Raw genomic sequence first — 12,181 nt, forward strand, 5'->3', positions numbered from 1 at the left:
TCACCTGTCACCTATCACCTGCCCCTAATCTCTAACCTTCGATAGATGCGTAGAAAATATAGTAAAGTATAAAGACAATAGAGATATCGTTGGAAATTAATAAAAAACTACTAAAATTAGGTATCCAAAACTTTTAACTTTTGCTTTCAAGAATACCTAGCCAAGGAATGATGAATTTGTGAAGTCCCAGGAGGAAGATTTATTAGATAAACAAGGTGAAGACCTGAAGCTGGATTCATCTTGGAATCAAGCACTCTTGGCAACTACTGCGCCATTAATCTCAAATATTTCCCAGACACAATTGCAGCAAATTTCCCCTGCGGCTTTGGCTTATGTGGGGGATGCAATTTATGAACTGTATGTTAGAATGTTTTATCTGCTACCACTAAGACGATCAGATGCTTACCATCGATTAGTAGTAGCACAAGTAAGAGCAGAAACACAGGCGCTACATTTGCGATCGCTGACTCCTTACCTCAAGGCAAGTGAATTAGAAATTGTCCGCCGAGGCCGTAATGCTGCCACAGGTCGCCCTAAGCGGGTTGATCCCGAAATATATCAACAAGCCACTAGTCTTGAGGCTTTAATTGGCTATCTTTATCTGACCGATTTCCCACGTTTAACCGAACTTTTACAGAAAATCTCTCTAGAGAAAGAAGAATAAATAAGATTTCCTCGCTCGGAAAATTTTTACGTTGAGGTTCCGTACATTCAGGAATCGGACTGTCTACCCATGCGCCATGCGTCAAAATTTTATGACTAACAAACCGAAAAAAATCAAGACCGCTAGCCAAGCGAATCGCGTCCAACCAATTAACGTCCAACCAATTAAACTCAAAGGTAAGCGAGTCCTAGCAAATCCTATTCGCAGTTCTCGACCAGGGGAAAGCAATTCTTCGGCTTCCAGTAAGCCACGTCCCCCACGTCCCCAACGCAAATTTTCTGATTCAGCACCAGTTGCTAAAGCACCAGTTGCCAAACCACAAGAAGATAGCGATGTTATCTATGGTCGTCATCCAGTGTTGAGTGCATTGGAAAGTCAGCGCGGACTCAATCGCATCTGGGTAACTCCCCGCTTACGTTACGATCCCCGATTTCATAATTTGATTCTGCAAGCCAAGGAAAATGGCACAGTCATTGACGAAGTAGAACCCAGACGCTTAGACCAAATCACTAACCAAGCTAATCACCAAGGTATAGCTGCACAGATTGCACCTTACTCATATATTGAGTTATATGAACTAATTGCACAAGCTAAGTCTACTACTGATCCCGTAATTGTCGTAGCTGACGGAATCACAGACCCTCACAACTTGGGTGCAATTATTCGCACAGCCGAAGCAATTGGCGCTCAAGGGTTGGTCATTCCCCAAAGAAGGGCATCAGGGATCACTTCTACCGTTGTGAAAGTAGCAGCAGGCGCTTTAGAAAACTTTCCTGTAGCTAGAGTAGTTAACCTCAGTCGTGCATTAGAAGAGTTGAAAGAAGCAGGCTTTTGGATTTATGGGACTGCGGCTGGCGCTAGTGAGCCTCTGCACACAGTCAGCTTTCGGGGGCCGATAGTTTTGGTCATCGGTTCGGAAGGGGAAGGTTTGAGTATGCTAACTCAGCGCTCATGTGATGTTTTGGTATCAATTCCCCTGATGGGTAAGACCCCTAGCCTGAATGCCTCAGTTGCCGCAGGAATGGCGCTTTATGAGATTTTCCGCCAACGATCCCTCAATACTTTGTACTTAGATAAATTACCAAAACCTCTATGAAAATTATCAGTAAAAGAGTATAAAGAAATGTAACAACAAATCTGTTGTTAAAGATTCAGTACCACTTTGATCAATTGGCGACAACCATGACAACAATTTGGCAAAACCTGAAGGAAACTGCAATTAATACTTTCAATTCATTTGGCTTGGCTTGGTGGGTGGAAATTACCACTCAAAACCCTCGCTGCACATACTATTTCGGCCCGTTTCTGAGTTCTGCTGAGGCCAAGCTAGCTATCAAAGGCTATGTAGAGGATTTAGAAAACGAAGGAGCGCAAGGAATATGTGTCAACGTGAAGCGCTGCAAGCCAGAGAATTTGACAATTGCTGATGACCTGGGGGAACGTTTTGACCGCAAAGTAAAGCCTGCCTTTAGCGGTCAGATGTAAGTTAGGCAATTAGTCAATAGTCATTAGTCAATAGTCATTAGTCATTAGTTATTTGATGTGACTGTGGGCTGTTGACTGTGGACTCTGGACTCTGGACTCTGGACTATTGACTACTAACAAGAGTCATTAGTTGATAGTCATTAGTCAATAGTCATTAGTTATTTGATGTGACTGTGGACTGTGGACTATGGACTCTGGACTATTGACTACTAACAACAGTCATTAGTCGATAGTCAATAGTCAATAGTCAATAGTCATTAGTTATTTGATTTGGCTGTGGACTGTGGACTATGGACTCTGGACTATTGACTACTAACAACAGTCATTAGTTGATAGTCATTAGTCATTAGTTATTTGATGTGACTGTGGACTTTGGACTTTGGACTCTGGACTCTGGACTATTGACTACTAACAACTTGAGGATTATTTGCTAACCACAAGTCGATATCGCTTAGTACCTGTTGGGGTATTTCCCAGGGGAACAGATGGGCGGTATTGGGGTAGCATTGCCATTGGCTAAGTTTGAGGTGTTGCGCTGTTTCCAAACTGGAAGCGGCGGTAATGTGTCTATCTTCAGCGCCAGCAAGCACCAAACTAGGACAGGGAATTTGCTCAAGGTCAGTGAGACGGTTGTACCCTAAACGTAGGGCGCTGTTCAGGGCGCGGGTAGCAAATGTAGAGGTTTGCAAATAGGCTGGGACGGCTTCTTGGGCAATGTAATTATAAGCTGTGGGTGTGTGTTGCTGGATGAGGTAACGAAACAGCGATCGCTTACCAAAGGTTTCAATATTCCAGCGCCAACTCGGTTTAATATAATTGAGTAACCCGGCAACACCAGTGTAAAGATTATCTTGCCAAGAAATCGGCGGATGATTTCCGCGCGGTCTAGCTGCTGTCGCCACCAAAATCATACCTGTGATACGTTGCGGGAGGCGCAAGGCTAACTCCATCGCCAAAATTCCACCCAGCGACCATCCTAATACTAAGCATTTTTCGATTTGTAAGCGGTCTAATAGGGTTTCCAGGTCACTCAAATGATCCTGCATTGTAAAATCGCTACGAAAGCGACTTTTGCCATATCCACGTAAATCAGGAGCAATGGTTTGGTAGCGTTTTGATAGATGGTTGGTAAATACAGAAAGACTCCGACCACTACCAGGATGACCATGTAATCCTAATATGGGGAAACCTTGACCTTGAATGTAAAAGTTGAGTTTAGTCATTAGTCATTGGTTATTGGTCATTGGTCAATAGTCAATAGCTTAAAATCCCTAGTCTTGTGTTGGGTTATAGATACCTGTAAGTAATTGTTTGTTGAGTGCGGGTAAGTTTTCAACCCATTCGCAAAAAAAAGCGATCGCTATCTGCTTTATGTAAGTTACAGCGAGTTTGTACATCGTTCAAGCTTTTAACTAATTTCAGCAGAAGTCCCACGTCTCACTCGAATGAGCGTGGGATGAATGCGTGTGAGTTGACGACAGTTCTCTGACTCATATTGAGCGTAAGCGAAATTAGGGAAGAGAACATGGAGGAACCGAACAAATTTTTACGTTGATTCTGTGGGTGATTCTTGCGTGTATACTAAAAAGGTAACACTTAATTAGTCGAGCAAGTGAGAACATCCTATCAGTACCGATTAAAACCAACGAAGGAACAAGCGTTGCATATTGATAAAACATTAGATATGCTGCGATGCCAGTATAATTATCAGCTTGCTCAAAGGTTTGACTGGTATGAGCAAAATAGATGCTCTATAGATAGATGTTCACTCGTTGTTTGCCATATTCCAGAGTTGAAAGATAGGCCTAATAGGTTTAGTCAACAAGCAACGCTAACCCAACTTAAAAAAGACCGTCCTTGGTACAAAAGCATTCATTCTCAAGCTCTACAAGAAGTCCCTAAAAAAGTTGAGATAGCTTTTGACCGTTGGTTAAAAGGTGACGCTAATGGTAAACGTAGCGGCAAGCCTAGATTCAAAGGTAAAGGGCAGTATAAAACTTTTACATATCCACAATTCAAAAAGGAGCATTTTCAAAACGATAAAATAATATTGTCAAGAATAGGTGCTGTAAAAGTAATCGTCCACCGTCAAATACCGGAAGGGTTTGACATTAAAACTGTAGCTGTTACCAAAAAAGCTGATGGATACTATGTAACCCTGAGCTTAGAAGATAAAACTGTGCCGACAGTCAAACCGGATTTTGACACTAACAATATTGTCGGGATTGATGTTGGTCTGATAGATTTCTATGTTGCCTCTGATAATACTAGAATTGCTGCACCAAGGTATCTTCGCAAGTCTGAACGAAAATTAAAGTCAGCGCACAGAAGGGTATCAAGACGCAAAAAAGGTTCTAATCGTCGTAAAAAAGCTATTAGAAAGCTAGGTATTCAACATAAAAAAGTAGCGGATACCCGTAAAGATTTTCATTTCAAGTCTGCTAATAACTTACTCAAAAATTATGATGTTATCGCCGTAGAAAAACTGAATATCAAAGGACTGGCTAAGTCACGACTTGCTAAAAGTGTAAACGATGCTGGTTGGGGACAATTTATTTCGATACTTACCGTCAAAGCCGAGAACGCTGGACTGAAAGTTATTGCTGTAAACCCAAACGGCACCAGCCAGGAATGTTCTAATTGTGGTACTAAGGTAATAAAGCCACTATCAGAAAGAACGCACAATTGCCCTAATTGTAAGGTCAGTTTGTGCAGGGATCTAAATGCAAGTTTGAATATAAAAGCGCGTGGGACACACGCCTTAAAAGCTCAGATAATGTCTTCATTGAAGAGTCTCTGAGAAGCTCACGCTTACCTGTACTCAGGAAGCGTGAGTATGTCACTTGTGTCAGTAATTCCAACTCTGGAAACCATTTGCTGCTGTCTTGTAGTTGCTTTTAGTTTAGCAGTTGTCGCTGATAGTCTGCGTCTTGCTTTGGGCAACTTATATATATGTGACAGTTAGTAAAGAATTTTTATGAGTATTACTAATTCCGAAATAGATGTAGCTGCTTTAGTGGCTAGGGTGGAACAGCTAGAAAAGGAGCAAAATCTTCGTAGACAAAATATTGCTTGGTTGAAAAAATATTTTGATGACTTAAAACAGCAATTTAATCATAGAACGGAGTTGCAAGATATTCAAAGTGTGCATGAGGCGATCGCACAATTAACTGCACAAGTTTCTGAGTTACAACAGCATATAAATATCTCGCCTTTAGACAAAGATTTAGCTAATCAAGATAATCAGGAAATAGTAGTAGAGCAGAGTAATATTGATGACGCGGAAATTGTCAAGCGTTTTTTTGAGAGAGTTGATCAGCAGCAAATTCAGCAATTATCCGTAGAAGTACCAACTATTGTTGAAAATACCGAAATTTCAGTTACTGAGGAAGATGAGCAGGTTGAAGAAGAGACAAAACCTAGCACAGCTTTTAGTAACTTTGAGTTTCAAATTGAAAGAATAATGTGGTTGGTAAATAGAAGTTATGCAGCAGAGGAAGAAAGTCAGGATATACCGCTTGATGCTGAAGAATTTTTGAGACGTTATGAAGCAGGGGAAAGAGATTTTTCCAGCTTGAATTTAGCTGGAATCGATTTGAGTGGTAAAACTTTCAGCAGAGTTAATTTCAGTAAAGCAAACTTGACTGGAGCAAACCTCAGCCGCACTTATTTAAATTCTGACAACCTAAATGGTGCAAATTTAAAGAGAGCAGATTTAAGTGATGCAAATTTATCTAGCACAAATTTGAGCGAAGCTAATTTAGATAATGCCAACTTACACAATATTAAACTCAATTCAGTAAATCTAGAAAATGCAACTCTAAAGAAAGCAAATCTCAGTGATGCCTATATTTATCAAATAAACCTGAGTGGTGCTAAGTTAAATGATGCTAACTTAAGCGGTACTAACTTGAGAAAAGCCAAGCTAGTTGGAGCCGAATTAAGCAATGCTATTCTTTGTAATGCTAACTTGTTAGAGGCAAATTTTGAAGGTGCAAATTTTCAAGACGCAAATTTTGACCAAGCTATTTACAATCATACAACAATCTTACCTAAAGATTTTGTTCCTACAGATAATGCCTATTTAATATCTCCAGGTGTAACGCTTGCAAATGCTAACTTAGCAGGTGCTGATTTAAGTCAAGTAAACCTAACTGGAGCAAACCTAAACTATGCAAATATCGAATCAACAAATCTATCAGGTGCAGATTTAAGTGAAGCTAACTTGATTGAAGCAAATCTTTCTAAAGCTAATTTGAACGGTGCAAAACTAATCCAAGTTAATATGAATGGAGCAAAATTAATTGAAGCAAATCTCTGTCATGCTAACCTAACTGCCGCTAGGCTTAATAGAGCAAACTTAATGCAAGCAAACTTAGGAAGCACTAACTTTACAGCCGCAGAATTAGTTCAAGCAAATCTAAAAAATACACATTTGAGTGGGAATTTTAATGGTGCTAACCTTAGTGGTGTTAATTTAGTAGGTGTAAGTATTAGTGGTAACTTTAGTGGAGCAAATCTAAGCCAAGCAAACCTGTGTGGTACTTCTCTTCAATCACTTCAAATGACTGGTGCTAACTTAAGTTCAGCCGATTTACGTGGAGCAAACTTAAGTTATGCTAAATTAGAAAAAGCCAACCTAAAAGATGCAAATATTAATGGCGCTAACTTAGAAAATGCAAAGTTGGCTGGTGCTATTATGCCAGATGGCACGACTCACGAGTAAATATGGCTAGGTTGTGAGTTGAGTAGTTTTAGCAAGAGCGATCGCCTATCATAAAAACAATCAGCGATCGCTCCACTAACTAATCTTCCTGAACCACAGTATCATCACTTGAATCATGATGTGAGTCATCATCCCAAGGATCATCTGCTTGAGAATGGTCAGAAACTATGACTAATTCAGACTCATTTGGGTGTTCATGTCCCCACTGGTCTAAAATATCTTTGATTAATACTTCTTGTACCCAAATTTTGGCAACAACAGTGAGAGGTAATGCCAAGAATAATCCTAAAAAACCGAAGAAGGTCACAAAAAATAACTGAGAGATTAGCGTCACGGCTGGAAGTAATGAAACTTGTTGTGCCATAACATAGGGTGTGATAAAATTGCTCTCCGCCTGTTGGATGAAGAAGTAGAGAGCTAATACAAGCACAGATTTTAATGGACTATCTAAAAGTGCGATCGCCATTGCGGGAACAACACTCATAGTGGGGCCTAAATTGGGTATCAGATTCAAAAATCCCGCTAAAACTCCTAAAGCCAACGCAGCTTTTACACCCAAAAATGATAAGCCAACTACACTCATCAGTCCTACTACACCCATCGCAATAAAAGCGCCTGTTACCCATCCCCCCAAAGAGACTTCGCACTTATCTAAAATTCCGTCTACCCGCCTGCGATAAAATGAAGGGAATAACCGCACAAATACCTTGCGGTAAGCGATAGGGTTAGCTAATAACATTCCTGTTAAAACTAGTACCAATAAAACTTTAACTAAAACTTCTAATGAGCCGGAAACAAAGGCAAAAGAACTACCTAAAACACGATTAATAAAGGGCTGTGCTTGTTGGATCAGGCTGTTAATATCTGGTATATAAGTAACTAACTGTTGAGGAATGCGTGTTCTTAGTTCATCAAGCCAAGTATTAAAACGCTCAAACCCTAGAGGAACTCGATAGGTAAGTTCGTTAAATTGTTGGGCAAATGGTGGTACAATCAGCCAGAAAAAACCGATAACACCGATGAAAAAGATGGCTACAGCTAGCAAAACAGCGAAGCCACGTTTCATCCCGTAACGTTGAAAGACTTTTGCCAACCGATTTAAGGTGGCGGCTAAAACAACTGCGGCAAACATCAGCAACAGCACTTCCCGAATTTGCCACAATACATATAAAGACAGAACTAAAGCGATTAAGCCGATCCATTGACCAAGGTTCACAGGCTGACTCCCAGCTGTTGGTGATGCAAATAACACACATTCCAGGCTGATTTTAGCAATTTTGCCTGCTTGATTTAGTTAATTTTGTTTTTGTGTTTGGAATCGCCATAAAAGTGCGATCGCCATAATCACAGTAGGCGACAAAACTAAAATCAGCGCATTGGTATCAGTCGCTGGCAGAGGCCAAAGCGGCCCAGCATATTTAATCAAAACTGACACAAAAGCCGACATTATAAGCAATTTCACAACAAAACTTAGCTGATTTTCCATATAGGTACGGCAATACACATTTTCGGAAGGGTATCCACTAATTTGAGCTTCCAGTCCCAAATATCTACAATAAACCTAAGAGTACACAAAACTTTATCAAGTTAGGGATTGGGGACAGGTTACAGGTTACAGGGAACAGCAGAAGAGCATGGGAGCAGAGGAGCAGAGGAGCAGAGGAGAACAACTGTCACCTGTCAACTGTCAACTGATAACTGATAACTGATAACTGATAACTGATTATTTTGAGGTTACATCAAAATGCCTGTTGAAACTGATAAAAAAAATTCAATTAAACCGCCGAGGTTGCGTCAGTTTGGTGGCAGTTTTTTGATTCTGCTGACTTTACTGTTACTGCTTAATTTTATTGTTCCGAGTTTTTTAGGGCCTCGCTTACCGCAGGTTCCCTACAGTGACTTTATCGCTCAAGTACAGGCTGGGAAAGTAGATAAGGCGATTGTAGGTGGCGATCGCATTCAATACTCTATCAAAACTCAAGCCCCCGATGGTAAAATTGTCGAGCAGGTATTTGCTACCACACCAGTAGCAATTGATTTAGACTTACCGAAAATTCTCCGCGACAATAACGTAGAGTTTGCCGCACCGCCACCAGACCAAAACGGTTGGATCGGGACTTTATTAAGTTGGGTTGCACCTCCCTTGATTTTCTTTGGTATTTGGGCTTTCCTAATTAATCGTCAAGGTGGCGGCCCGGCTGCATTGACTGTAGGTAAAAGCAAAGCTCGGATTTACTCAGAAGGTAGCACTGGGGTAAAATTCCCCGATGTGGCTGGGGTGGATGAAGCTAAGGCGGAGTTGGAAGAAATCGTTGATTTCTTGAAAAATGCGACTAAATACACAAATTTGGGCGCAAAAATTCCGAAAGGTGTGTTGTTGGTAGGGCCTCCAGGGACTGGTAAAACATTGTTAGCCAAGGCGATCGCCGGCGAAGCTGGTGTACCATTCTTTAGTATCTCTGGCTCCGAATTTATCGAATTATTCGTGGGTGTAGGTGCGGCGCGTGTGCGTGACTTGTTTGAACAAGCCAAAAAACAAGCCCCCTGTATCGTCTTCATCGATGAGTTAGACGCGCTAGGTAAATCACGTGGTGGTGCTGGTGGTTTTGTCGGTGGTAACGATGAACGGGAACAAACCCTCAACCAGTTACTCACAGAAATGGACGGCTTTGATGCTAATACAGGTGTAATTATCATCGCCGCCACCAACCGTCCCGAAGTGCTTGACCCCGCTTTGCGTCGTCCCGGTCGCTTTGACCGTCAGGTAGTAGTTGACCGCCCTGATAAAATTGGTCGGGAAGCCATTCTCAAAGTCCACGCCAGAAATGTAAAATTGGCTGATGATGTCGATTTAGCTAACATCGCCATCAAAACCCCAGGTTTCGCTGGTGCAGATTTAGCTAACCTTGTCAACGAAGCTGCACTTTTAGCAGCTAGACAAAATCGCCCAGCCGTGGTAATGGCTGACTTTAACGAAGCTATTGAACGGGTTGTGGCTGGTTTAGAAAAACGTTCTCGTGTCTTGAATGAAACCGAGAAGAAGACTGTAGCTTATCACGAAGTCGGTCACGCGATTATCGGTGCATTGATGCCCGGTGCTGGTAGAGTTGAGAAAATCTCTGTAGTTCCCCGTGGTGTGGGCGCTTTAGGATATACAATTCAAATGCCGGAAGAAGACCGCTTCTTGATGATTGAAGATGAAATACGCGGTCGTATCGCTACCCTATTAGGTGGACGTTCGGCGGAAGAAATTGTCTTCGGTAAGGTTTCTACAGGCGCGAGTGATGATATCCAAAAAGCCACAGACTTGGCTGAACGCTATATCACCTTATATGGTATGAGTGATAAGTTAGGGCCTGTAGCATTTGAGAAAATTCAACAACAATTCCTCGAAGGCTACGGTAATCCTCGCCGTTCCATCAGCCCTAAAGTAGCTGAAGAAATCGACCGCGAAGTGAAGCAAATTGTCGATAATGCCCATCACATCGCCTTGAGTATTCTACAAAATAACCGTGAGTTATTGGAAGAGACAGCACAGGAACTCTTGCAAAAAGAAATCCTCGAAGGTGGGCTATTACGGGAACGCCTGAGCCAAGCTCAAGCCCCAGAAGAACTACAAGAATGGTTGCGGACAGGTAAAATATCCGAAGATAAACCCTTGCTGCAAACACTGCTAGTTTAACTATTTTAGATACAAATGAGTAGGCGATCGCTCTAGAGGGGGCGATCGCCTTTCGCTAGTATCCTTGAGACAAACAGCCCCTAAACCTTTAATGATGATGATGGTGATGATGCAGCGATAATTGTGGATTAATTGCCACAGCTTGCTCATTTTGTAACTGGGCAATTTGTGCATTTGCCCATTCAGCAGCCATAGCCAAAAACTCTGGATGGTCATTCACACAAGCCATCTGCACATAATCCACATTGGAATACTTTTTCTCTAAAGCATGGATAATGTGGTGTACATCAAGTAAAGTTTCATGGTTTTCTGTAGCAAAACCGATAGGCATAAATATGATCACTTTTGCACCTAATTGAATCAGGTTCTTAGCGGCTTGTTCAGCGTTGGGTTGTGTCCATTCAATTAGCGGTGTATCGTGATTGAGCCAACCTACAGAAATCAGAGGATACTTATTAATTAACTCTTCGCGTACCAACTCATAAAGTGCTTGACTTTCGGTAATACCAGAAGTGAAACCTTTGGCTTTGTGGGGACAGCCGTGATTCATCAGTACAATACCAATTTGAGAAGGTAAATAGGCTGAGGCTAAATCAGCGTTAATTTTCTCCTCAACTAAATGAGCCATTAAATGAACGTACTCTGGCTCGTTGTAGAATGAAGGTATGTAACGTAGTGCCTTGAGCCAGTGACTTTCAGCATCATTCGTTTCTGCTAGAGCATTGTTAACTTGTTCAATGGCGATACCACTGGTGAAGATGGAATCAACCACTAACAGGGGGTAAATTAAGATTTTCTCAAAACCTTGGCTTTTGATTTCCGCCAAAACTTGCTTAGGTAAAAAGGGAGCGCAGAAGTTAAAAGCTTTGAAAACCTGGATGCGATCGCCCCATTTTGCTTGTAAATTTTGTTCAATACCAGCACGCTGTTTTTCAAAGATGGCGTTATGAGGGGAAATAAAATCGTGGTGCTGATGTCCCCATTCATGACGGTCAAATAACGCCAACAGCTTTGCTAAAGGAGGATAAATCCAAGTAGGTACAGGTGCAAACTTTGCTGTTAACAAATTGAGAGCCTGTTCGTTATAGTTAGCAAAATCTTCGTAGCTTTCCACTTCACCATAACCCATGAGCAGAACGGCTACTCGGTCTTGCCCTGATAAATGTTCCTGATTATTTTGTAGCTTTTCCGGTGTGGCTACCACAAGCAATTCCTCGATATAAACCAGTGTGGTAAGCAAAATCAGTAGCTACAGCATAGCCGGATTGTTTGCTCACCTATGAGATTATTATGATATCCCCCTGGGTGGGATAACCATAAAAGTGACAATAATATACCAAAAGACACATTCCGGTTAATACTACATCACGAGTAGTGATAAATATTTAACAATGTATGCTGATGAAAGTGGTGAGTAGGGGAGCAGAGGGGCAGAGGAGCAGAGGAGCAGGGGGAGCAGGGGGAGATGAGGGAGATGAGGGAGTGGGGGGAGATGAGGGAGAAGAACTTTTGACTATGGACTGTTGACTATGGACTGTTGACTATGGACTGTTGACTATGGACTGTTGACTATGGACTGTTGACTATGGACTGTTGACTATGGACTGTTGACTATGGACTGTTG

The 12,181-nt window shown here is 41.7% G+C and carries 13 protein-coding genes; 7 read left to right on the forward strand and 6 right to left on the reverse strand.

All coding sequences use genetic code 11. The annotated features are described in order from the left end of the window. The first annotated feature begins 178 nt into the window (after positions 1-178). The 3 genes from H6G83_RS23130 to H6G83_RS23140 all read left to right on the forward strand — a co-directional run bounded on the left by H6G83_RS23130 (position 179) and on the right by H6G83_RS23140 (position 2,149). The gene (locus H6G83_RS23130) at positions 179-664 is read left to right on the forward strand and encodes a Mini-ribonuclease 3 (RefSeq protein ID WP_190476315.1); all 486 of its coding nucleotides are present in this window, start codon (positions 179-181) and stop codon (positions 662-664) included. Between the two features lie 91 nt (positions 665-755). Continuing rightward, positions 756-1,760 (forward strand): 23S rRNA (guanosine(2251)-2'-O)-methyltransferase RlmB, encoded by a 1,005-nt coding sequence (rlmB, locus tag H6G83_RS23135; RefSeq protein WP_190476316.1) that lies wholly within the window; start codon positions 756-758, stop codon positions 1,758-1,760. A gap of 86 nt (positions 1,761-1,846) precedes the next feature. Next, positions 1,847-2,149 carry a DUF1816 domain-containing protein gene (locus H6G83_RS23140; RefSeq protein ID WP_190476317.1) on the forward strand — a complete coding sequence of 101 codons (303 nt, stop codon included), beginning with the start codon at positions 1,847-1,849 and terminating at the stop codon, positions 2,147-2,149. A gap of 398 nt (positions 2,150-2,547) precedes the next feature. Here the strand turns inward: H6G83_RS23140 and H6G83_RS23145 are convergent, their stop codons facing one another. Together H6G83_RS23145 and H6G83_RS36030 are read right to left on the reverse strand one after the other, a co-directional pair. After that, positions 2,548-3,372, reverse strand: coding sequence for an alpha/beta fold hydrolase (locus tag H6G83_RS23145; protein WP_190476318.1), 825 nt, complete (start codon positions 3,370-3,372; stop codon positions 2,548-2,550). 48 nt (positions 3,373-3,420) lie between these two features. After that, on the reverse strand, positions 3,421-3,546 hold the full coding sequence (locus H6G83_RS36030; RefSeq protein WP_277876403.1) for a hypothetical protein: 126 nt from the start codon (positions 3,544-3,546) through the stop codon (positions 3,421-3,423). Positions 3,547-3,761: 215 nt separating this feature from the next. On the opposite strand from H6G83_RS36030, the gene H6G83_RS23150 reads away from it, so the two are divergent. Both H6G83_RS23150 and H6G83_RS23155 read left to right on the forward strand, forming a co-directional pair. Then, positions 3,762-4,949: an RNA-guided endonuclease InsQ/TnpB family protein gene (locus H6G83_RS23150; RefSeq protein WP_190476319.1), complete on the forward strand. Its 1,188-nt coding sequence runs from the start codon at positions 3,762-3,764 to the stop codon at positions 4,947-4,949. Positions 4,950-5,126: 177 nt separating this feature from the next. Further along, complete coding sequence (locus tag H6G83_RS23155; RefSeq protein WP_190476320.1) at positions 5,127-6,875, forward strand: pentapeptide repeat-containing protein; 1,749 nt, start codon at positions 5,127-5,129, stop codon at positions 6,873-6,875. 79 nt (positions 6,876-6,954) lie between these two features. On the opposite strand, the gene H6G83_RS23160 is transcribed toward H6G83_RS23155, so the two are convergent. Both H6G83_RS23160 and H6G83_RS23165 read right to left on the reverse strand, forming a co-directional pair. Continuing rightward, positions 6,955-8,091 carry an AI-2E family transporter gene (locus H6G83_RS23160; protein WP_190476321.1) on the reverse strand — a complete coding sequence of 379 codons (1,137 nt, stop codon included), beginning with the start codon at positions 8,089-8,091 and terminating at the stop codon, positions 6,955-6,957. 78 nt (positions 8,092-8,169) lie between these two features. Then, positions 8,170-8,361 (reverse strand): hypothetical protein, encoded by a 192-nt coding sequence (locus H6G83_RS23165; protein ID WP_190476322.1) that lies wholly within the window; start codon positions 8,359-8,361, stop codon positions 8,170-8,172. A 258-nt stretch (positions 8,362-8,619) separates the two neighbouring features. On the opposite strand from H6G83_RS23165, the gene ftsH reads away from it, so the two are divergent. Then, positions 8,620-10,557 carry an ATP-dependent zinc metalloprotease FtsH gene (gene ftsH, locus H6G83_RS23170; RefSeq protein WP_190476323.1) on the forward strand — a complete coding sequence of 646 codons (1,938 nt, stop codon included), beginning with the start codon at positions 8,620-8,622 and terminating at the stop codon, positions 10,555-10,557. Here the strand turns inward: ftsH and H6G83_RS23175 are convergent, their stop codons facing one another. Together H6G83_RS23175 and H6G83_RS23180 are read right to left on the reverse strand one after the other, a co-directional pair. Beyond that, on the reverse strand, positions 10,558-10,707 hold the full coding sequence (locus H6G83_RS23175) for a hypothetical protein (protein ID WP_190476334.1): 150 nt from the start codon (positions 10,705-10,707) through the stop codon (positions 10,558-10,560). It abuts the gene before it with no gap. Next, the gene (locus H6G83_RS23180) at positions 10,646-11,761 is read right to left on the reverse strand and encodes a ferrochelatase (protein ID WP_190476324.1); all 1,116 of its coding nucleotides are present in this window, start codon (positions 11,759-11,761) and stop codon (positions 10,646-10,648) included. The genes H6G83_RS23175 and H6G83_RS23180 overlap by 62 nt, the downstream gene beginning before the upstream one ends. Positions 11,762-11,952: 191 nt before the next feature. Here H6G83_RS23180 and H6G83_RS36035 point away from each other — a divergent pair, with 191 nt between their 5' ends. Continuing rightward, complete coding sequence (locus H6G83_RS36035; RefSeq protein ID WP_277876404.1) at positions 11,953-12,084, forward strand: hypothetical protein; 132 nt, start codon at positions 11,953-11,955, stop codon at positions 12,082-12,084. The last annotated feature ends 97 nt before the right edge of the window (positions 12,085-12,181 follow it).

The sequence above is a fragment of the Anabaena azotica FACHB-119 genome (assembly GCF_014697625.1).
Lineage (GTDB): Bacteria > Cyanobacteriota > Cyanobacteriia > Cyanobacteriales > Nostocaceae > Trichormus > Trichormus azoticus_A.